At 36.7% G+C, this 21,841-nt stretch carries 16 protein-coding genes and 3 tRNA genes; 4 read left to right on the forward strand and 15 right to left on the reverse strand.

The features are described from left to right. Positions 1–205 precede the first annotated feature (205 nt). From ACFJGY_RS14965 to ACFJGY_RS14975, 3 genes are all read left to right on the forward strand, one after another. Entirely contained in the window at positions 206–2,095 is a 1,890-nt protein-coding gene (locus tag ACFJGY_RS14965) for an ABC-F family ATP-binding cassette domain-containing protein (RefSeq protein WP_379965356.1), read from the forward strand. A 106-nt stretch (positions 2,096–2,201) separates the two neighbouring features. Then, complete coding sequence (locus tag ACFJGY_RS14970; protein ID WP_379965359.1) at positions 2,202–4,457, forward strand: TonB-dependent siderophore receptor; 2,256 nt, start codon at positions 2,202–2,204, stop codon at positions 4,455–4,457. A 91-nt stretch (positions 4,458–4,548) separates the two neighbouring features. Beyond that, a complete protein-coding gene (locus tag ACFJGY_RS14975; RefSeq protein ID WP_379965362.1) occupies positions 4,549–5,064 on the forward strand; it encodes a hypothetical protein in 516 nt (171 codons plus the stop codon). Between the two features lie 93 nt (positions 5,065–5,157). Here ACFJGY_RS14975 and ACFJGY_RS14980 read toward each other — a convergent pair whose 3' ends face one another. The 12 genes from ACFJGY_RS14980 to ACFJGY_RS15035 form a co-directional block, all read right to left on the reverse strand. Beyond that, the gene (locus tag ACFJGY_RS14980) at positions 5,158–6,450 is read right to left on the reverse strand and encodes a TSUP family transporter (protein WP_379965365.1); all 1,293 of its coding nucleotides are present in this window, start codon (positions 6,448–6,450) and stop codon (positions 5,158–5,160) included. A gap of 15 nt (positions 6,451–6,465) precedes the next feature. Further along, positions 6,466–7,704 (reverse strand): sulfate adenylyltransferase subunit 1, encoded by a 1,239-nt coding sequence (locus tag ACFJGY_RS14985; protein ID WP_379965368.1) that lies wholly within the window; start codon positions 7,702–7,704, stop codon positions 6,466–6,468. A gap of 334 nt (positions 7,705–8,038) precedes the next feature. Further along, on the reverse strand, positions 8,039–8,947 hold the full coding sequence (gene cysD, locus ACFJGY_RS14990) for a sulfate adenylyltransferase subunit CysD (protein WP_379965371.1): 909 nt from the start codon (positions 8,945–8,947) through the stop codon (positions 8,039–8,041). An 18-nt stretch (positions 8,948–8,965) separates the two neighbouring features. Continuing rightward, entirely contained in the window at positions 8,966–9,682 is a 717-nt protein-coding gene (locus ACFJGY_RS14995; RefSeq protein WP_379965374.1) for a phosphoadenylyl-sulfate reductase, read from the reverse strand. Positions 9,683–9,762: 80 nt separating this feature from the next. Next, positions 9,763–10,794 (reverse strand): NAD(P)/FAD-dependent oxidoreductase, encoded by a 1,032-nt coding sequence (locus ACFJGY_RS15000; RefSeq protein ID WP_379965377.1) that lies wholly within the window; start codon positions 10,792–10,794, stop codon positions 9,763–9,765. Between the two features lie 58 nt (positions 10,795–10,852). Next, entirely contained in the window at positions 10,853–12,088 is a 1,236-nt protein-coding gene (gene gldN, locus ACFJGY_RS15005; protein WP_379965380.1) for a gliding motility protein GldN, read from the reverse strand. Positions 12,089–12,136: 48 nt separating this feature from the next. Further along, positions 12,137–13,714 carry a gliding motility protein GldM gene (gene gldM, locus ACFJGY_RS15010; protein ID WP_379965383.1) on the reverse strand — a complete coding sequence of 526 codons (1,578 nt, stop codon included), beginning with the start codon at positions 13,712–13,714 and terminating at the stop codon, positions 12,137–12,139. Between the two features lie 47 nt (positions 13,715–13,761). Beyond that, the gene (gene gldL / locus ACFJGY_RS15015; RefSeq protein ID WP_379965386.1) at positions 13,762–14,439 is read right to left on the reverse strand and encodes a gliding motility protein GldL; all 678 of its coding nucleotides are present in this window, start codon (positions 14,437–14,439) and stop codon (positions 13,762–13,764) included. 36 nt (positions 14,440–14,475) lie between these two features. Then, a complete protein-coding gene (gene gldK, locus ACFJGY_RS15020) occupies positions 14,476–15,903 on the reverse strand; it encodes a gliding motility lipoprotein GldK (RefSeq protein ID WP_379965388.1) in 1,428 nt (475 codons plus the stop codon). A 106-nt stretch (positions 15,904–16,009) separates the two neighbouring features. Next, positions 16,010–17,863, reverse strand: coding sequence for a glutamine--fructose-6-phosphate transaminase (isomerizing) (gene glmS / locus ACFJGY_RS15025; RefSeq protein ID WP_379965391.1), 1,854 nt, complete (start codon positions 17,861–17,863; stop codon positions 16,010–16,012). Between the two features lie 8 nt (positions 17,864–17,871). Then, positions 17,872–19,449 (reverse strand): DUF4270 family protein, encoded by a 1,578-nt coding sequence (locus ACFJGY_RS15030; protein ID WP_379965394.1) that lies wholly within the window; start codon positions 19,447–19,449, stop codon positions 17,872–17,874. Positions 19,450–19,463: 14 nt separating this feature from the next. Next, positions 19,464–20,234 (reverse strand): glycogen/starch synthase, encoded by a 771-nt coding sequence (locus ACFJGY_RS15035; protein ID WP_379965397.1) that lies wholly within the window; start codon positions 20,232–20,234, stop codon positions 19,464–19,466. Positions 20,235–20,527: 293 nt separating this feature from the next. On the opposite strand from ACFJGY_RS15035, the gene panC reads away from it, so the two are divergent. Beyond that, positions 20,528–21,373: a pantoate--beta-alanine ligase gene (panC, locus tag ACFJGY_RS15040; RefSeq protein WP_379965400.1), complete on the forward strand. Its 846-nt coding sequence runs from the start codon at positions 20,528–20,530 to the stop codon at positions 21,371–21,373. A gap of 100 nt (positions 21,374–21,473) precedes the next feature. Here the strand turns inward: panC and ACFJGY_RS15045 are convergent. The 3 genes from ACFJGY_RS15045 to ACFJGY_RS15055 all read right to left on the reverse strand — a co-directional run bounded on the left by ACFJGY_RS15045 (position 21,474) and on the right by ACFJGY_RS15055 (position 21,796). After that, positions 21,474–21,546 (reverse strand) — tRNA-Lys (locus tag ACFJGY_RS15045). 60 nt (positions 21,547–21,606) lie between these two features. Then, positions 21,607–21,689 (reverse strand) — tRNA-Leu (locus ACFJGY_RS15050). Positions 21,690–21,723: 34 nt separating this feature from the next. Then, positions 21,724–21,796: transfer RNA gene (locus ACFJGY_RS15055), tRNA-Lys, on the reverse strand. Positions 21,797–21,841 lie beyond the last annotated feature (45 nt).

Raw genomic sequence — 21,841 nt, forward strand, 5'->3', positions numbered from 1 at the left:
TCGCACTCTCCCGGAAGCTTGTCGCACCCCTGCATGAAGCTTTCGGATTCTCCGGAAAGCGTATTGCACCCCTGTATGGGGCTTTTTATCTTTGTTAAATGCATTTGACCACAAAACTTAAGCGATCCCGAATTTTAAAAATTCATTTTCGTACTTTCGCAGCTGGAAAAACATCCATCAACTAACCTCCATCATCCATCATAAAATGAATTACGTTTCTGCAGAAAATCTGAGCAAATCATACGGCGTTAAAGTCTTATTCAAAAACATCAATTTCCACGTGAACGAAGGCGACAAAATTGCCATCGTTGCCAAAAACGGAAGCGGAAAATCCACACTCCTGAAAATCCTGATGGGAAAAGAAATTGCAGATGGCGGTGAAGTGGTGATTAATAAAGACATTCAGGTTGTCCTATTTGACCAGGAAATTGACTTTGACCCAAAATTGTCTGTAGAAGAATTTATGATGACTTTGGATTCTGCTCCTATTTTGGCTTTGAAGAAATATCATCACGCTTTGACCTCAGAAAATCCGGATGATATGGAGACGGCTTTGGCAGAGATGGAAATCCATAAGGCTTGGGATTTGGAAAATGAGATGGAACAAATTCTCTCTCAACTAAAGATCACAGATTTATCGGCGAAAATGGGAACGCTTTCCGGTGGACAAATCAAAAGAATTGCACTGGCGAAACTCTTGACAGAAACCAGAGCGGAACATCGCCACACGCTTTTGATTATGGATGAGCCAACCAACCACTTGGATGTGGAAATGGTAGAATGGCTGGAAAATTATCTAAGTAAAGCCAAAATCACCTTGCTTCTTGTGACGCACGACCGTTATTTCCTGGATGCCGTTTGCGACAAGATTTGGGAAATGGAAGATGGAAATCTCTATCTCCACAATGGTAGTTACGCGACTTATCTTGAAAATAAAATGATCCGTGAGGACAATTTGAACTCAACGATTGATAAAGCCCAAAACCTTTACAGAAAGGAATTGGAATGGATGCGAAGACAGCCGAAAGCGAGAACCACCAAGTCTAAATCCAGACAAGATGACTTCTACGAAACCGAAAAAGTAGCAAAAACTGATACACGAAAAGATACGTTGGCTCTTGATTTCGAAATGAAAAGATTGGGAAACAAAATTCTTGAACTTAGAGATATTAACAAAAGTTACGGTGAAAAAGTTCTGTTCAAAGATTTCTCTTATCAATTTCAAAGAGGTGAAAAGGTTGGAATCGTTGGGAAAAATGGTGCCGGAAAATCAACTTTACTGAATATCATTCAAGGTTTTGAGCCGAAAGATTCCGGGGAAATTGAAACCGGAGAAACGATCAAATTCGGCTATTTTGCGCAGAAAGGTCTTCAATATAAAGAAGACGAAAGAGTCATTGATTTCATTAAAGAAATCGGTGAGAATTTCCCTTTGGCTAATGGAAAAACCATCTCGGCTTCTCAGTTCTTGAGATTGTTCTTGTTTGATGACCAGACGCAATATTCGCCGATTTCGAAACTTTCGGGAGGAGAAAAACGCCGTTTGCACTTGATGTATATTCTTTATCAAAATCCGAATTTCCTGATTTTTGATGAGCCGACGAATGATTTGGATTTACCGACTTTGACGGTTTTGGAGAACTTCCTTCAGAATTTTCAGGGAAGTTTGATCATCGTTTCTCACGACCGATATTTTATGGACAGAATTGTGGATCACGTTCTGGCCTTTGAAGGTGAAGGAAAAATCAAGGAGTTTGTTGGAAACTTCTCTGAGTATCGTGAGAATCTAAAGAATGAAGAGAAAAATCCAAAAGCTGAAACTCCGAAAGTCGAAAAGGTTGAAGCTTCGAAAAACACGCCTGCGCCAGTTCCAACAAGTCAGCCTGCTAAGAAAAAATTATCTTTCAAAGAACAGCACGAGCTGGAAACGATTGAGAAAGAAATGCCGAAACTTGAAGCGCAAAGAGCTAAAATCCTTGAGCAGCTGAATAATGAAACAGATTATGAAAAAATCGCAAAATTCTCTGCTGAACTAGAAGCCATTTCTGAAAAACTGGAGAACTTCGAATTGCGTTGGCTGGAACTTCAGGACTAAAACTAATAAAAATCATACTGCTTTATTTAGAATTAATTAAAATAATGTTTGCAAATCTTAACATTTCTTATACTTTTGCACTGTTTTTAATAATTCTAAATAAACTATGAGAAAAAATGCTGCTGCAATAGGTCTTATTACATTGTCTGTATTTGGCTTCGGTCAGGAAAATAAAACAGATTCACTCAATGTAAGAACCATAGAAGACGTCAAGCTTCATAAAGCGGGAAATCCGAATAAGGCAAAAACCTTCACCACAAAGTCTAATCTTGATGTGATGGAAAATCCACAGGCCACTGCTATTGTGACACACGAAATCATCGAGCAGCAACAGGCACAGCAATTATCGGACGTCGTAAGAAACGTCAACGGGATGTATATTACTTCCGCAAGAGGTGGTTCGCAGGACAGTTTCGGTGCAAGAGGTTACACCTTTGGTAACGAGAATATTTATAAAAACGGAGCCCGCATCAACAGTGGCGTTTTTCCTGAAGTTTCGGGAATGGAAAGAGTGGAAGTTTTAAAAGGCGGTGCAGCCATCCTTTATGGAAATGTAGCACCCGGCGGAATCATCAATATGATCACCAAAAAACCGTTGTTTCACCAAGGAGGAAGCGTGGCCCTGAGTGCAGGAAGCTGGGACAATTATAAAGTGGCTCTTGACTTCTACGATGGACTTTCAAAAAGTTCGGCATTTCGTGTAAATGGTGCTTTTGAGGATAAAGGCAGTTTCCGTGATAATATCACTTCTCAAAAATATTACTTCAATCCTAGTTTTCTTTTTAATATCTCAGACAAAACGCAATTAATCGTTGAGGGTGACTATCTGAAAAATTATTTCACACCGGATTTTGGAGTCGGAACTTTGGTTTTGGATACAAAAACTTCCAGATCTGTGATCAACGACTTGTTGGACATTCGTAAAAATGCAGGTGCTGATTTTCAGTATCAGAATGCTCAAATGGCAACAAGCACAATCACGCTGAATCATCAGATCAACACCAACTGGAATTTGAATTTTGTAGGTTCTTATCAGAATTACACCAAAGATTTTTTCGGTAATGAAAGAATGCAGTGGAACCTTCAAAATAATGGTTCTTATCTTTGGAACAGAAGTTTGACCAGGACTTATAACGAACAAAACTACGGTTCTTTGCAAGCCAACCTGAACGGAGAATTCAAGACTGGACAAATTAAACATAAGCTGCTTTTTGGTGCGGACGCAGACTATCTGCAGTCTGATAATTATACTTATTTTCTCCAAAGACAAAACGGAAGCTGGAATAATGGTGCTCTAGTTTACGGAACAAATGGAAATAACACCAGCGGAAATATTCTCTTAACCGACGAAGCTACCTGGGCTTCAGGTTACGAGCCGGAAACTGCTAAACAAAGTCTGACAAGAACACCAACAAGAAGAGTTGGCGTGTACCTTCAGGATTTGGTTTCCATCACGGAAAAATTCAAATTGCTGGCCGGAATTAGATGGTCTTATTTAGAAAATATGGCGGTTTTAAAAACCAATTATCAATTTGATACACAAAATTTCAGTAAGACTTCCACAGCCGGTAAACTTAGCAAAAATGCATTCTCACCAAGAGTTGGATTGGTTTACGAGTGGACGGAAAACTTTATGACGTTTGCCAGTTACACCAATTCATTTGTTCCAAATACAGGAAATGATGTGAATGGAAAATCTCTGGATCCATCAGTTGTAGACCAATGGGAAGTTGGTTTCAAGAAAAATCTTTTTTCAAATACTTTAGCGTTTAATGCCACAGCATATCAAATTGACAACAGCAATCTTGCACAGATGGCAGCTTTCAACAGCGCAGGACAGGTGAATACCGATACGAATATCAAAGAGCTTACAGGTAAAACACGAAGCCGTGGTGTAGAAGTAGACATCACAGGTAATCCTTTACCAAATCTTTCTGTTATAGCAGGATATTCTTACAACCATATGACCTACCTTGAAACTCCAAATACAGACGGAAGTTTTATTGAAGGAGAAAGAATTGTAAGAACACCGATGAATACAGCTAATGCTTCAGTTTTCTACACTTTTGATAAATATGTTAAAGGTCTTAAGATTGGAGCTACCGCATTTTATACCGGAAATCGTTATGGTGGATGGAATAACCTGAAAGATGCAAACGGTAATCAAAAAACGGATAGGCTTATACCAATGAACGGCTTTACACAGGTTGATTTCAGCTTGGGTTATCAATACAAAAAAATACTAATTCAAGGGAAATTAGCTAATGTCTTCGATGTTTTAAATTATAATGTACACGAAAATTACTCCGTGAATCCAATAATGCCTAGAAATTATTACCTAACCTTAACTTATAAACTTTAGAATTAAATTTTATTAAATATTTTTTCAATCAAAGTGGAAGTTGCAAATTTGCAGTTTCCACTTTTAAAATATAAATAAGCCAACTGTTACTATGGACAAAATAAAGAATACCAGAAGTTTTATGAGAATCGTTCACCGCTATTTGGGCTATTTCCTTGCAGGAATAATGGTAGTCTATTCTGTAAGCGGAATTCTGCTGATCTACAGAGATACCGATTTTCTGAAAAAAGAAAAGAAATACGAGAAAAAATTCGAGTCCAATCTGAATGAGAAAAAACTCGGGAAAGAAATAAAAATAAAAGGTTTTGAGGTTGATAAAACAGAAGGTGATGTGATGTACTTCAAACAGGGCACTTATAATATCAAAACCGGTGAAGCAAAATACAGCAAAAAAGAATTGCCATTCGTACTGGATAAAATGACAAAACTCCATAAGTCTCAGTCCAAAGACTCCCTATCCCCACTCAATACATTTTTTGGAATTTCATTATTTTTCTTTGTCTTATCAAGTTTTTGGATGTTTCCTCCAAAGTCTAAAGTATTTAAACGCGGAATCATTTTTACAGCAATTGGAATTATAATAGCTATTATTTTAGTCCTTATTTAAAATAACAAACGAATAAATTATTGAAGATAATTTATGAATTAAAAACAAAAGCCTGTAATACATTCATATTACAGGCTTTTATCTGATATCGAATTAAATTAAATGCAAAGTCTTGAGTAAAACGTTCAGACTCCAGATAATTACAATTGATCCGACTCCTATAAACATCACTTTTAGTGGTAGTTTACCTGCTAGTCTCGCGGCAATTGGAGCTGCGAGAACGCCTCCAAGAATCAATCCTGCTATTAGTTGCCAATGACTGATTCCGATAACTGAAAAGAAAGTTAAAGCACTGGCAAAGGTTACAAAAAACTCCGTCAAACTTACTGTTCCGATGACGTAACGTGGTGTTTTTCCTTTCGAAATCAAGGTTGAAGTTACCAATGGTCCCCAACCGCCTCCGCCAAAGGAATCCAGAAATCCGCCAGCGCCAGCAAGCCAGCCTACTCTTTTGGTTTTTTTACGGATTTTATTCTTTTTGAAGGCATTCAACAAAATCCTTATTCCGAGGATAAAAGTATAAAGAGCCAGGATCGGTTTGATGACCCCGGCATATTTTTCACCTAAATAGGATAACATCAATGCGCCTAAAATTGCACCCAAAACACCCGGAATTAATATATTTTTGAATAATTTCTTATTGATATTCCCAAATTTGTAATGGCTGAAGCCAGAAGCACCGCTGGAAAACATCTCTGCTGTGTGGATACTGCTGCTAATTGCCGGCAACGGAATCCCGATGTACAAAAGTGCGGCCGTGCAAGTTACGCCATATCCCATTCCCAAAGCGCCGTCTATAAGCTGCGCTAAAAATCCGACTAGGAATAGCCAGAAAAACCTTTCATCGGTATTGTAATTCAGGTATTGATAAGCCACTTTCAAATCTTTGAAACCAATGTAAAATGAGAGAATATTTCCTATTAAAAGAATGACAAAAGCCAAAAAGAAAACGGTTGCAGTTTTTCGCCATTTTTTCTCATTATTAATTGGGAAAAGTGTTTTTTTATCCGCCTGATCTACATCCGCCTGAAAAATGAAATCATTTTCCGATGGATTATTGGGAGCGTAATACAGATTTTTATGATCTTTTAATTTTGAAATGATTAATTGGTCTTGCAGAGAATCCTCGGTTGCGACAATGAAAAGATCGGCAATTTCCAAATACTCGTCTTTGAAATCATCGTTAATAATTTTTATTGATGTATTCTCCAACAGTAAGTTTTTGATATCGTCTGAAAGTCTTTTTGCAAGAACAGTAATATCGGCATCCGGAATATTCTGCATCATATCATTGAGCTGTTCCGAAGCGAGTTTCCCACCTCCAACAATCAGGATTTTGTTGGTGGATGCATTGATAAAAATTGGAAGTGAGATTTTAGTTTTCAAAATTATTAATTTTAATTATTGAATCAATCCTGCGCCCACAGTTACAAAACTTGTCTCATCGATAAAGATGATTCCGCCGTTTGAAGCCAGATCTTTGTAAGAATCATAAGCGAATGGTTTGGCAGTTTTCAGTTTGAGTTTTACTATTTCGTTGAGTGAAACCTGTTCCACTTCGTGTTTTTCTAATGAATTAACATCCAATTTGTACTCGATGTCTTTGATGACGGCTTTGGTTTGCATTGTATTGTTTTGAATCAAATATTTGCTGCCCGATTTCAAAGGTTTTTCGCCCATCCAACAAACAAGAACTTCCAATTCCTGCTCGAGTTTCGGGAGATCATTTGATTTTACAATTAAATCTCCACGGCTGATATCAACATCATCTTCCAAATGTAAAACAACGCTTTGAGGTGCAAAAGCTTCTTCAACTTGTTTCTGATCCACTTCTATTGCAGAAATTTTACTTTCTGTCCCGGACGGTAAAATAGTCACTGCGTCTCCGACTTTGTAAATTCCGCTGGTGATTTTACCTGCATAACCGCGGTAATCATGGTATTCTTCTGACTGCGGACGAATCACATACTGAACAGGAAATCTCGCTTTATCAAGATTGATTGTATTTTCAAGCTCAATTGTTTCAAGATGATCTAATAAAGTTTTCCCCTGATACCAATCTAATTTCTCGGATCTGTCTACAATATTGTCGCCATCCAAAGCACTTATCGGAATATAAACGACATTATTAAGAGACAACTGATCTGCTATTTTTGAATATTCATCCTTGATATTATTGAAGATTTCTTCGGAATAATTGACAAGGTCCAGCTTATTAATTGCTACAACAACATTCGGGATATTGAGTAAAGATGCAATAATGGAATGTCGTCTGGTTTGTTCAATAATACCATTTCTCGCATCAATTAAAATGATAATTAAAGCAGCATTGCTGGCTCCGGTGATCATATTTCTGGTGTATTGAACGTGACCCGGCGCATCTGCAATGATAAATTTGCGTTTCGGAGTTGAGAAATATTTGTAGGCTACATCTATGGTAATTCCCTGCTCTCTTTCCGCGCGCAAGCCGTCTGTCAACAAAGCCAGATCCAATTCGCCATCGTTCTTGAATTTGCTGGCACGTTCTACTGCTTCCAGCTGATCGATAAGGATGTTTTTGCTATCGTATAATAATCTGCCGATTAGTGTGCTTTTTCCGTCATCTACGCTTCCTGCAGTTATAAATCTTAATATGTCCATATTTTGTTGTCAGTTGTTGGTTTAATTGCTAAGTTTTTGAACGCAAAGATCCGCAAAGATTTTTGGAAAGCTAATCGTTTTAAGGTTCACAAAGGCGTAAAACTCATCAAAGAAATTCATAATTGTGATATTGCCTCTAAACAAAAGTTCAATTTATACTTTTATAGAGAATTGCTCAATAGCCCTGATGGGAACGGCATCCTTTTTTGTTTTTTTGTACTTAATGCAAATCAGAAATACAAGCGTTGTAAAAAACAAAAAAGATACAGTGGACAGCAGGTTCCTGGCTCCTAAATTTTCAGAGATCCTTCTACAATCTCAGGATGACGAAAAATTAAAAATAGCCTGCTTTTTTGCGATCTTCCATTGCTGCTTCGGAGGTTCTGTCATCTATCCTGGTTTCGCCTCTTTCGCTGGTTTTTGTAGTAATAATTTCCGCAATTACTTCCTCAAGGTTTGCAGCATTTGATAAAACTGCTGCAGTACAGGTCATATCGCCAACGGTTCTGTAACGCACTTTTTCTGTGGTCACAACATCATTTTCGTCCAGATTGACGAACTCGTTCATTGCAATGAATTGGTCATCCAGGTTGAGAACTTCTCTGTCGTGCGCAAAATAAATGGAAGGCAGCTGGATATTTTCTTTCAGAATGTAATTCCAAACGTCCAGTTCTGTCCAATTGCTGATCGGGAAAGCTCTTACTTGTTCGCCTTTATGGATTTTTCCGTTGTAGGTATTCCAAAGTTCGGGGCGTTGAAGTTTTGGATCCCATTGCCCGAACTCATCTCGAACGGAAAAAATTCTTTCTTTTGCCCTGGCTTTTTCTTCGTCGCGTCTTCCGCCGCCGATGCAGCAGTCGAATTCGAATTCTTCCACAGTGTCCAAAAGTGTGAAAGTCTGCAAGGCATTTCTGCTTGGTAATTTTCCTTTCGGTTCCGTTAAGCCTTTTTCTTTGATGGTATCTTCTACTTTTCTGACGATCAGTTTTTCTCCGATTTCATTTGCTAATTGATCACGATATTCCAAAACTTCGGGAAAATTATGACCAGTATCGATGTGAACTAACGGAAACGGAAATTTGCCGGGACGAAAAGCTTTCAAAGCCAGATGAACCAGCGTAATACTGTCTTTTCCTCCACTGAAAAGCAAAGCCGGACGCTCGAACTGACCCGCAACTTCTCTGAAAATATGAATGGCTTCGGACTCTAACTGCTCGAGGTGATCCAAATGGTATTTTGACATTTTACTTTTATTAATTGTTTATTTGTGAACATGGAGTCCACATTCTTTTTTGCTGGCATCTTCCCACCACCAGCGACCGGCACGGAAATCTTCTCCCGGCTGAATTGCCCGTGTACAAGGTGCGCAGCCAATACTCACGAAGCCTTTGTCGTGCAAAATATTATAAGGAATTTGTTTTTCTTTGATGTAATTTTTGACTTCTTCTGTTGTCCAGAATAACAACGGGTGAAATTTTATAACCTGGTTGGACTCATCCCATTCCAGCTGCTGAATATTTTCACGATCCGGTGAATGTTCTGCTCTCAGACCTGTAATCCATACTTTGTTTCCTTTCAGAGCGCGTTTCAGAGGATTGACTTTTCTGATTCCACAACAAGCCTTCCTGTTATCCACGGACGTATAAAATGAATCCGGACCTTTTTCCTGTATGAACGGTTCCAGTTCTTCCTGATTTGGGTAATAAGCTTTGATTGAAACTTTATATTTTGACTTGGTTAAAGTCCAGGTATTGTAAGTGTCTTCAAAAAGACGACCTGTATCTAAAGTGAAAATTTTGATTCCCGAATGATTTTTTAAGATATCGGTAATGACCTGATCTTCCATACTGAAACTTGTGGAAAAACAGACCTCTGCGGGAAATAAATCTGTGAGTCTGCCGATAGTATCTTCGCCAGATCTATCCAGAATATTTTCTTCAAGCAGTTTTTGAAAGGTTGATTTTAAATCCTCATTCATATTTTTAATCGTTGCTGTCTGCAAAGTTAATGATTCAAAGATATCTTACCAAATTAGTATAATATGAAAATCAAAAGATATTAATAAAATCTTTTGACATCGATCTCAGGATCAAGGTCAATTTGGTTTTCCAGATAATCAAACATTACTTTGGAAAAATAAGTTCCGTTCAAAACGCCTCTTGCACCAAGACCATTGAAAATTTTCAAATTATGAAATTCCGGATGTGATCCTAAAATTGGTCTCCTGTCATCCACCGTCGCCCGGAAAGCAGTTTTGATTTTTGTAATAGAATAATTTCCTTTATAAAAAGCCTTTAGCCCAGTTTCCAATTCTTCTATGAATTCGGGATCGATTTCTTCAGTTCTGTCAAATCGGTCATAAGTACCTCCATAATAAAACCGATTGTCTGAAAGAGAAAACAGGAAATGCTTTTTTTTGATAATAAATGGATCTAAAGCCTGTTCAATTTTAACTTCTAAACAATGCCCTTTGTTTGGTAAAACAGGAATTGTATTAAAATAAGGATTGTCTTTTGTATGAATTCCTTCACAAAAAACAATGCCTTTAAATTTGAAATTTTTATAAATGGAATTTTCTATGTCAATGGAATTATGATCGAAAGATTCGTTGATCAGGTTTCCTGTAGTATCAAAATGATCAAACATATCTTTAAAAAAATTCTCAACATCTATTCTACATGAATTTTTTACAATCCCTGACTCAAGAGGATTTTCGACTCCATTTAAATTAATAAAATCATTGTCTAAAAACGGTTCAAGATCTTCTTTTAGAGAATTTTTACGCCATTGAACTTTCTCAGCTTTATCGTGAAAAATCCTGGCGACAGGTTCGTTTATAATGTAATTATTTCCGGTGTAAGTTTCGATATCAGAAAAGATAGTTTCCAGATAATCCATCTGTTCTTTGGATTTCCAAAACGTGCTGAACCTTTTCAAAATAACCGGATTACAAACTCCCGCAGAAATATGCGAACCAGAAATCTGCTGACCGTTGAACAAAACAAAAGATTTGTTATTCTTCTGTAAATGATGCGCAAGAAAAAAACCTGCAAATCCTCCTCCAACAATGATATAATCTATCTGATCCATGAAAATAAAAAACCTGAGTAAAGATACTCAGGTTTTTCTATTTGCAATATGAGAAATATTAGTAATTCCACAAATCATTTTCCATTTGAAGAATCTGTGCTTTGATTCTGTCACTCTCATCTAATTGTCCGTCTGCATCGTTAGGGATGTACTCGTCGATTACTCCACTTCCACCTCTTCCAAGACCATTATCAGATTTATAAATTACAGATGAAAATCTTCTTGCATTAAGGACATCGTCATAACTAATATCAGAACTAGAATTTTTAGCATTGAATATATAGTTAGTCGTCAAAACCTGTCTTGCATCCGGATAATAGATCCAGAAAAGATCAATTAGATCTTCGGCACCACCACCTAAATTATCAACTGGCTGACCAGCTTCTGCTAAAGCCTGTGCCTGAGATGCTCTAAGTTTTGCAGCATTAGGATCTTCTCCCATTGCAGCTATACCAAGTAGTCTGTATCTAAGCTGAGTATCTCTTTTATCGACATACCACATACCCATCAACTTAAGTGCTTTTACTTTTTCTGTACCAGTTACAATCTTATCAACATTTGAAGAAATATCATTTCTGTTGATTTTGTACCAGCTTCCATCCAATTTTACAAGAACGGTACCAGGCGCAATGTTTACAGCTTTTGGCGCAGCTTTTTTAGCTGCTTTTTTCTTCTTACCTTTTTTGGTTGTAGTTGTTGCTTCTTCTGCAGGAGCTTCTTCTGTTACGGGACTAGATCCGTCATTATACAAAAGTACATCTTCTAATCTGGAACCATAAAATGATTTGATAGAACTGATATCCGCATCTGTAGAATTGATAGCAGAAGTAAAATACTTCTTAAGGTTATTTGCAGACGCTTCTTCTATCTTGTTTTCATTCAAAGTCTGAGAAAAGTAATCAGCCACCTGAACTGCAGATGTTGCAGAAACAATTTGTTCCGGAGTAAGCCTTGTTGTAAAATCATCACCTTGATAGACTTCCTTTATTTTGCCATTATTCACAGCATCTAAAAGAACCTGATAAAGTGATTTATTTTGCGAGACCAGTCCATCTGCATTATGGTAAAAAGGTTGATTGATTTTGTCATTCATATCAATAATTTCCCAAACAACCATGCTTCTTAAGATGTCTTTATCTTCGATAAAGCTGTACTTAAGAGGTTTTCCTATACTGTCTTTTTTAACTTCACGCTCTTCTCTGAATGTTTGGGGAGAGCTAGCATTAAGAATGCTATTCTGACCAAAAACCATTGTTGAGGAAAGACAAATTAAACTATATATAATCTTTTTCATAATAAATATTGAATAGTAAAAAAATCAATCAAACTTTTTATAGTTCTATTAAAGTACGTTTACGATAACGTTACCGATGTTTGGAAGAACCACTCCATTTAAACCGTTAGCTCTCGCCTGGATGTCAAATATTGTAACTACGTCTCCACTTCTAAGTCCCTTTGTAAGGCCTTCAACCTGTCCAAGAGAACTACCGTTGATTGGCATTACCGGTTTACCAGAAACTTTAACTTTGAAACTTACAACATCAAATGTTACAGGGAAATCAAAGTCTGGCAATGTCGCCGTAAGAGTCTGCTTAGAGATAGAAGCTGCAGGCATAGAAACATAGCTTGCTCCTCTGATCTGACCTCTTGGTGGAGGGATATTCTTGATTCTGAAATCAAAACCTTGGGTAATCATTTTACCACTTGGTGCTTTTCCAGAGATTGTTAACTTAACAGTCGTTCCAGCTCCAGGCGTAACAGTCCATTTTCCTTTACCACCACTTACAGCTGCACCAGCTGCTGATAAAGTTGTAGCATTAAGATCTGCTCCAAGGATTGATCCGGAAACCGGGTTAGCTAAACCTCTATATAAAACGTTCATTTTATCAGCTGCTAAGATTGCACCACTTTGTTCTTTAAGAGCTTCCTGACCAGAAACAACAGTCAATGTATGGCTGTATGGTAATTTTATAACTTTACCATTAGCATCTGTAAAAGAAATCTCACCACCAAATTTTTGCTCACCAGGAGTCCCTGTATTTGGAGTAATAATACCTTGTCCATTTTCTACTCTCTGAACACCAGAAATACTAAGTCCTGGAACAGTACTAGCAAAAGTACCTATAGCAACTTTGATCTGAGCTGTTTCTCCTTTCATAATTGAGCTAGGTCCAGATACCAAAGCTTCGTAAGCATTGAACTTGATATCAGCATCAACTTTTTCCTGCAACATTGCTGAGATTGCATCAGCTTGTAAATTTCTAGCTTCAGATTCTATCAATTCAAGATTTGAAAGCGCTGCAATCAAAGGTTGATTATAGAATTTGTACTGAAACCAGTTCTTTCCACTTTTAGCTCTTTTGTCACCTTTAGGAAATTCTGCCCAAAGATTTTTTTGTGCTCTGTCAGAAACTGCTTTCAATTGGGGATTAGATCCAAAAGTAGTAGTGATATAAGTTCTTAATTCATCTACTTTATTTTTCAATTCGGCTGCCTGAGCAGAAGAATTTTTTTCATCTCCATCTTTAAAGAATAAAGTTGTAGCCGGCTCTGTATTATTAAGTGCTGTAAAACTCTCTTCAACAGCAAGATCAGTATTATACTCTGCTTGAGTACTCATTGATCCTTTGTATCCTTCGATCAAATTAACAAGAGCATCTGTTTTACTAGATAATCCTTCGTATTGTGATTGTAGTGGTCCATATGTTTCAGGAGAAGTTTTCGCTTTCTCCTTTAGGGTCATATAGAAAATTTTATTTTTACTTTCAACGATATCTTTTCTTGTATTGGTCAAAGAATCGTTTGTGTCTTTATATGATCTGATGATTTCCTGATCGATCTGCATTGCGAGCATCGCAATGAAAACCAAGTACATCAGGTTAATCATCTTCTGACGTGGTGTCTGTTTGCCTCCTGCCATTTTAATAAATTAAATTAATTGTTAAACAAAAATTAAAATGATAGTGATTAAGACTTCATTGCGCTAAGCATACCACCATAAACTCTATTAAGATTATTTAGATTACCTGTTAAGCCTTGTAATTCTTCGTTGAATTTCTCAGAATGTGCTGCAGATTTTTGAATATCTTCAACATATTTTTTACTGAATTCTGATTGTTTTTGTCCTTGCTCCAATTGAAGTGCATACAAAGCATTCATACTTTCCAAATGAGAAGCAGCCATATTAAGTTGCTCGTTATATTTGTGAGTAGAAGCAGAAACATCTACTGTTTGGTTGATCTGATCTACAGAAGATGAGAATTTATCAATTCCTCCTCTTAGTCTTTCAAATAAGCTAACATCAAGTTTCGCATCAGCCAACATTTTATCAAGTTTATCAGACAATGACACTTCTAGTTCTTTGTTTTCTACTTTGCTTACAACTTTTTTAGGCTGTCTTTCTGCAGTTTCGTCTAATAATTCTGGGTAAACATTTTCCCAAGCATAATGCTCTTCAGCAGCAGGTGGATCAAATGCAAAGAATAAGAAGATAAGGGCCTCAGTTATCAAACCAGCTGCAAGAGCAACGTTACCAGTAATGAAACCTACATGCCAGTGTGTCATTTTAAATAAAGCTCCCAAAATTACGATAGCTGCACCGAATGAATAGATAAAATTCGTTATTGAATCCTTAGTTTTAAACATTTCTTTTAAAATTTTTAGTTAGTAATAGTTAGTTAATTATTTAGTTGTTCTTTTAAATTTGCCAGCTCCGGATGGGATATCCTGAATTGTTCTGAATCCGATAAAGCTTCTTGCAGAATCTTTTCTTTCCCAATCTCTATATCCTGTCATTAGTAAGTAGCCTGCATCTTTCCAAGATCCTCCTCTTACAGTTTTTTTAATTTCTCTATAAGATTGATTCGAAAGATTTGGGTTCAAAGTTGAAGAGAATTCGTAGCTTGAATTATTATAAGGCGACTCTGTCCACTCGGAAACGTTACCTGCCATATCATATAATCCGTAACCATTTTTAAGGAATTTCTTAACAGGAGCAGTATAAGTATAATTACCTTTTTTCTCGTCTTCTATATAAGTACCTCTTTTAGGTTTGAAGTTTGCCAAATAACATCCTCTGTCATCCTGTAGATAAGGACCACCCCAAGGGTAAGTCGCATTCTGGATACCACCTTTGGCAGCATATTCCCATTCAGCTTCTGTAGGAAGACGGAATCTCATTGATTTTTGTTTTTTCTTTTTAAGACTATTATTATAATCCGTTTTCATTTTGGTTCTGAAATCACAAAATGCTCTTGCCTGATCCCATGTAACACCTACAACCGGATATTCTTTGTAAGCCTGATGCCAAAAATACTGATCAAACAAAGGCTCGTTATACGCGTAGCTGAAATCCTTAACCCAAACAGTTGTATCCGGGTAAACAGCGATACTTTCTTTTTTAAGATAGTTGGCTCCTCTATCTTTATCTTTAACAGCAGACATTACATCTTCCCACTGGTAAGAATATTTTACTTTGGACCAGTCAATAATTCTTTCATTATTGATTCTTTTATCTGCCGGCAAATACATCGATTCTAAAACTTCAGCATATTTTTCGTCAGGATAAGCAGAAGTATTATATGTCAATGGTACTTTCTTATCTAATTTTTTAGATTCGTCATAACCATCTCTTCCACCTTGAGACTCCAAATATTTTTGATACGGGGTTGCTTCATCTCCGGTTTTTTTGGAAGCGTAAGCAAAATCGCTAATAGATCCTCCTGTTCCACCTTCTCCGTCTCCACCACCTTCACCAGCAGCTTCTGCTAATAAACCTCTTGCGATGGAATCTCTAACTGCATTGATGAACAACCTGTATTCTGCATTTGTAATCTCTGTCTCATCCATAAAAAAGGAAGATACCGTTACGGTTTTAGGCATTGCTTTTTCTGGTGTAGCCGAAAAATCCTGATCAGCCATTCCCATTACAAAAGATCCACCAGGGATTGGAACCATTCCATACGGTCTTTCTGCAATAAATGATTTTGATGATCCTCTTGGAACCAGCTCTCCCTTAACACCAGGGTTTCCAGTTATACCCTTTCCTCCTCCTTTCGAACAAGAAACAATAACCGTTGTTGATAATAATATTAGTAATATCCTTTTCATCCTATTTTAAAGAAATTAAGCGGTAAATATATAATTTTTTTTATGAATAATTATCAATTTTTATTGAAAACGTAATTTGTTAAAGAATATTTCACAAACAGTGAAATTATTCTACAGTTACGGATTTTGCAAGGTTTCTAGGTTGATCTACATTAGCACCTCTTTCCACTGCAATATAATAAGCTAAAAGTTGTAAAGGCACTGATGCTAAGATAGGTGAGAAACATTCTGAAGTTTCAGGAATCTCAATAATATAGTCAGCCATTGCTGCTACCTGTACATCGCCTTTATTTATAATTGCAATAACTTTTCCTTTTCTGGCTTTGATCTCCTGAACATTGCTTACAATTTTATCATAATGTCCAATTTTTGGAGCGATGATAACAATTGGCATATTCTCATCGATCAATGCGATCGGACCATGCTTCATTTCGGCAGCAGGATAGCCTTCTGCGTGGATGTAAGAGATCTCCTTAAGCTTAAGTGCGCCTTCCAATGCTGCAGGAAAATTATAACCTCTTCCGAGATATAGGAAGTTTGTAGCCTCTACAAATTTAGATGCAATATCTTTCACTACACTATCCACAGAATTCAAAACATCTTCTACTTTTTTAGGAATAGCTTCTAATTCTGTAATTAGCCTCATAAAATCTGCTTTCCCTAAATTACCATTATGATTCCCAAGCTTGATTGCAAGCAAAGATAAAATAGTAAGCTGAGCTGTAAATGCTTTTGTAGAAGCAACACCAATCTCCGGGCCAGCATGTGTATATGCTCCTGCATCAGTATATCTGGCAATAGAAGAATCTACTACATTACAGATTCCGAATACGAAAGCACCTTTTTCCTTGGCCAATTTTATAGCTGCCATTGTATCGGCGGTTTCTCCGGATTGTGATATTGCTATCACAACATCTTTGGAGTTTATAATTGGATTTCTGTATCGGAATTCTGATGCATATTCTACTTCAACAGGAACTCTTGCAAACTCTTCGATCAGATATTCTCCGATAAGTCCTGCGTGCCAAGAAGTTCCACAAGCAATAATGATAATTCGTTCGGCATTGGTCAATCTTTCCAGATGATCCCAGATGCCTGCCATTTTTATAATCCCTTCATCTACAAGTAATCGACCTCTCATCGTATCTAAAATAGATTTTGGTTGTTCGAATATTTCTTTTAACATAAAATGTTCGTAACCTCCTTTTTCTATCTGTTCAAGATTGAGTCTCAATTCCTGTACTGCAGGTTCAATTTTCGTATTTTCTTTTATGGTTCTGATATCTATCCCTGACCCAAGTGATATGGTTGCCATGTGTCCTTCTTCCAGATATACTGCTTCTTTTGTAAATTCTACAAAAGGAGAAGCATCAGAAGCAACAAAATATTCGTCATCACCGATACCAATCGCCAACGGTGATCCTAATCTTGCAACGACCAATTGTCCTGGAAAGTCATCGTGCAAAACGGAAACCGCATAAGCACCATAAACTTCATTCAAGGCATATCTAACTGCTTCCGGAAATTCCAAAGTTGGTTCTTTATCCATAAAATACTGGATAAGATTCACAAGAACTTCTGTATCAGTTTCTGAATGGAAGTCGAAATCTTTATTGATAAGCATTGTCTTAATAGTATCATAATTTTCGATGATACCGTTATGAACCAAAGCAATTTTTCCGTTGTTAGAAAGGTGGGGATGAGAGTTTTTATCACTTGGTATTCCATGTGTTGCCCATCTGGTATGTCCCATTCCTATTTTGGATGTACTTTTCAAAGATTTTGAAATAGCAACAAGATCGTCAACTTTACCTTTTGTTTTTTTGACTTCGAATTCTCCATTCTCAGTTTCTAAAATAACACCGGCACTATCGTATCCTCGATATTCTAAGCGACGCAGTCCATTGATAACAATTTCATAAGCATCACGAAATCCTGTATATCCTACAATTCCACACATATTGTATTTTATTTTTTTGTGAATATTAATCTAAGTTGAGCGTTCTTAGAATTTATAATTTCCTCACCTGTATTATTAGAATCTGTTCCTTTAAAAACAATACGGTAAGGAGTATATGCTCTGTTATTATAAGATTGCCCTAAAAGCTGACCGGTAGATGAGTTGGCAAGATAACTTCCAAGATTTATAGTAAAATCTTTAGCCGTAATTTTCGTAGTATCATAATTACCATCCTCAATAATTTTTTTCAGAGAAGAGGTAATACCAATATCATAGTAAGCATCTTTGGTAGATAGATTTGCCGTCTTTATCAATGAATATCCTGCATTGGCCAAATCTGTCATATCCGGAAGAAATCTCGTTGAGTCTTTTTCTTTTACCAACAGGCTATAAGGCTTTTTGTAAGAATTATTCCAGCTGGCTTCATCATTATAAATTCTTATTTTAGCAGATACAATTGCAATTTTTTCGTCTCTAAATCTGTTTTTCAACTTTATGATTGTTGAAGCAGGAATTTTAAGTCCGAAACTAGCTCCTCCCATCCCTTGTGCATAGATAAGGGGATCACCATTTGTATCGTTTGGAGACCCTATTGCAGACATAGCGGACGTATATGAAGCCGGTCTATTATAAGTTATGCTACTGAAATGCACGTTAGATGCACCCAAATTCAAAGTGGTCTCTGCTTTTGTACGGGTTACTACACCGTTGGTGGTGACATCATTTTTATAATAAATGATAATTCCGGCATCATTCGGAGCCATAGAAAATAAATAGCCATCATTTTCCACTACAGAAATGCTGATACCTTTGAAATATCTTATGAAAGAAGCCGCATCTTTAAGAACCTGATTTCCTTTTTTAGCAATAATCTTATCCTGGAAAAAAGTTTTGTCAAGCGGGATACGCAATGAAGCAGAACGATTAACCAATTCCGTAGCATCGGAGTCTTTTGTGATAACCACAGAATTAACTGTACCATCAAAAGCCTTAGATCCAATCTCTGCGCCTAACGCAATTGCTTTATTGGAATTAAGAGAATCGGAAGTACCTCCAAGGAAGTCATTAACCTCATGAACCTTTAACGTAAAATTAGTTTTTTGACCGCCGATTTTTGCTTTACCATATTTACTTACAGGATAAGTTGTAACTACTTTTTTAGCAGCCACCTGACCATCCGGATAGATATAATCTTCATTAGTAGTTGTAGTAATGGAGTCTGTAGCAGATTCATATTTTGGCTTCAGAGTAAGAACAATAGAATCTATAACCGGGTTGGTTCCAAAGTCAGGATCATAAGTATCCAATCTGACCTGAGTAATATAAGAGACTTTTTGTCCTCCAAATACAGACTCACTAAAGGCACCTATTCTAACACTATCCAATTTCGAAGCATCGGAACGTATTAAATCTCCATTATTGATATTATATGCAATAAGACTGTATGCTTTATCAAATCCATCCGCCGCATTTCCATCTACCAACTGTGAACCTAAATCATCAAGTTCTCCCTCACAAGAATTTAAAACCAACATTCCCATTACCAAAAACGGGATCATCTTCATCAAAGTTTTTATTTTTATCATTATAAAAAATAGTATTAATAAACTGTTGCTATAGAATCAGCACTCAAATATTCCGATTTCTCGGCATCAGCTTTCCCGTACGCTTCTTCTAATTTCTCCTCCAAGAACTCGTTCCCTTTTACGATAACATCTACGTATTGCATACTAGCATTTACAAAATTCAGGAAGCTTGGATTATCTAACGATTCCAAATCCGAAATATTATCAAAAGCCAGAATTTCTTTTGTGTTGCTGTTAAGCTCAATATCTTCCTCGTTGTAAACAGAAAGTACGATTTTGGTGTCGTTGAAATAAGTATCGTCCTTGTAATAAGTTTTCAAATAGATTGGGATTAAAGAAGACATCCACCCATTCAGGTGAATTACATCCGGAACCCAGTTTAGTTTCTTGATCGTTTCAATAACGCCTCTGGCAAAGAAAACTGCTCTTTCGTTATTATCTTCGAACGCTTTACCTTCGTCATCGAAATAGTATTGTTTTCTTTTAAAATACTCTTCATTATCGATAAAATAAACCTGCAGACGCTCGCCTGGCAAAGAGGCAACTTTTATAATCAGGGGCTGGTCCAGATCATTAATAATAATGTTCATCCCGGAAAGTCTGATTACTTCGTGAAGCTGGAATTTTCTTTCACTTATTTGTCCGAATCTAGGCATAAAAACCCTGACATCGTTACCACTTCCGTGCATTTTCAGAGCCATCTTGTGTACCAAACTTCCCATGTTTGTATCTTCCTGATAAGGGTACATCTCTGTAGTAACGTATAAAATCTTTTGATTAGGCATATAATTTACTTTAAATGAAGTATAAAATCTTCATTTTGCAAAATTACAAAAAATTAAATCAAAATATTTATTTTCAATAATATTAATAGACTTATTCAAAATACGCTAATTATCAACCAGTTAATTGTCTTCAAATGTTAATTTTCAGTATAAAATATAATTATTTTAATCACATTACTTCTCAAACATTGAATATCGCACCAAAAAATATTCAAATCCATTAATTATTTAGGTTTATCTATTCAACGGAATTGGTAAAAACTATTACCTTTGGTTTAATAAACACTACAAACATGCAGGTTTTCTATGATAGTCACTCATTCTCCGGATATATAAAAACTCAAAAAGAGCAACATAAAACTATTGGATTTGCGCCCACGATGGGAGCTTTACACGCAGGTCATATCTCGCTTTATAAAGAAGCAAGGCAGGAAAATGACATCGTCATCTCTTCGGTTTTTGTAAACCCGACACAGTTCAACAATCCCGAAGACCTGGAAAAATATCCAAGGACAGTGGAAGATGACGTTAAGAAATTAGAAGATTCCAATCTTGTTGATGCCTTATATATACCGAGAGTTGAAGATATCTATCCAAACGGAATGGATAGAAAACATTATGATTTCGGAGGGATAGAAAACGAAATGGAAGGCGCTGCAAGACCTGGACATTTTGATGGCGTCGGAACTGTGGTGGAAGAATTGTTCGTTCAAGTACAGCCAAACAACGCCTATTTTGGAGAAAAAGATTTTCAGCAGCTTAAAATTATTGAGAAGCTGGTTGAAGTTCTTGATCTGAAAATTAAAATCCACGGTGTAAAAATCCACAGGGAAGAAAACGGACTTGCCATGAGTTCCCGAAATATGCGGCTTTCTGAAATCGAGAAAGAAACGTCTGCTCTTATTTATAAAACGCTGAAAAAAGTAAACGAATGGTTTAAAGTAATATCTGTTCCCGAAATAAAAACCAGAGTCGAAGAGATCTTTAAGAGAAAAGATATGGAACTTGAATATTTTCTGATTGCAGATGAAGAAACTTTGAAAGAAGTAGATTTCTTTTCTGAGGATAGAAACTTCCGGGCCTTTATCGTTGTGAATGTTGGAAATGTAAGATTAATTGACAATCTGCATTTGGAATAGAAATTTGAACTTTGGATAAAAAAAGGAACTTCTTTATACAAGAAGTTCCTACACCAAATCACAAAATATTAATATGAAAAAAATTTACTTGCGTAAATTGTGACCCGGCTGGGATTCGAACCCAGGACCCATACATTAAAAGTGTATTGCTCTACCAGCTGAGCTACCGAGTCGGTCTTTTTTTAAATGATAAATGATTAAGAAATTAAAATCTTTTATCGATTATTTTGCAGTGCCTGCGACTGGACTCGAACCAGCACATCCTTAGGAAACCACCCCCTCAAGATGGCGTGTCTACCAATTTCACCACGCAGGCAAAAAAAAACCGTATCGCTACGGATTTTTTGCTGTGACCCGGCTGGGATTCGAACCCAGGACCCATACATTAAAAGTGTATTGCTCTACCAGCTGAGCTACCGAGTCGGCCACATTTAAAACTATCAGTATTACTGTTTCGTTTTAAAGTGG

It is taken from the genome of Epilithonimonas sp. UC225_85 (assembly GCF_042695135.1).
Lineage (GTDB): Bacteria > Bacteroidota > Bacteroidia > Flavobacteriales > Weeksellaceae > Epilithonimonas.

Bases quoted from the DNA above. Each gene is read 5' to 3' on its own strand.
- glmS (WP_379965391.1), bottom strand. From the start codon at position 17,863: ATGTGTGGAATTGTAGGATATACAGGATTTCGTGATGCTTATGAAATT.
- gldL (WP_379965386.1), bottom strand. From the start codon at position 14,439: ATGTTTAAAACTAAGGATTCAATAACGAATTTTATCTATTCATTCGGT.
- ACFJGY_RS14965 (WP_379965356.1), top strand. From the start codon at position 206: ATGAATTACGTTTCTGCAGAAAATCTGAGCAAATCATACGGCGTTAAA.
- ACFJGY_RS14970 (WP_379965359.1), top strand. From the start codon at position 2,202: ATGAGAAAAAATGCTGCTGCAATAGGTCTTATTACATTGTCTGTATTT.
- ACFJGY_RS14975 (WP_379965362.1), top strand. From the start codon at position 4,549: ATGGACAAAATAAAGAATACCAGAAGTTTTATGAGAATCGTTCACCGC.
- ACFJGY_RS15035 (WP_379965397.1), bottom strand. From the start codon at position 20,234: ATGCCTAATCAAAAGATTTTATACGTTACTACAGAGATGTACCCTTAT.
- ACFJGY_RS15030 (WP_379965394.1), bottom strand. From the start codon at position 19,449: ATGATAAAAATAAAAACTTTGATGAAGATGATCCCGTTTTTGGTAATG.
- gldM (WP_379965383.1), bottom strand. From the start codon at position 13,714: ATGGCAGGAGGCAAACAGACACCACGTCAGAAGATGATTAACCTGATG.
- gldK (WP_379965388.1), bottom strand. From the start codon at position 15,903: ATGAAAAGGATATTACTAATATTATTATCAACAACGGTTATTGTTTCT.
- gldN (WP_379965380.1), bottom strand. From the start codon at position 12,088: ATGAAAAAGATTATATATAGTTTAATTTGTCTTTCCTCAACAATGGTT.
- cysD (WP_379965371.1), bottom strand. From the start codon at position 8,947: ATGTCAAAATACCATTTGGATCACCTCGAGCAGTTAGAGTCCGAAGCC.
- ACFJGY_RS15000 (WP_379965377.1), bottom strand. From the start codon at position 10,794: ATGGATCAGATAGATTATATCATTGTTGGAGGAGGATTTGCAGGTTTT.
- ACFJGY_RS14995 (WP_379965374.1), bottom strand. From the start codon at position 9,682: ATGAATGAGGATTTAAAATCAACCTTTCAAAAACTGCTTGAAGAAAAT.
- ACFJGY_RS14985 (WP_379965368.1), bottom strand. From the start codon at position 7,704: ATGGACATATTAAGATTTATAACTGCAGGAAGCGTAGATGACGGAAAA.
- panC (WP_379965400.1), top strand. From the start codon at position 20,528: ATGCAGGTTTTCTATGATAGTCACTCATTCTCCGGATATATAAAAACT.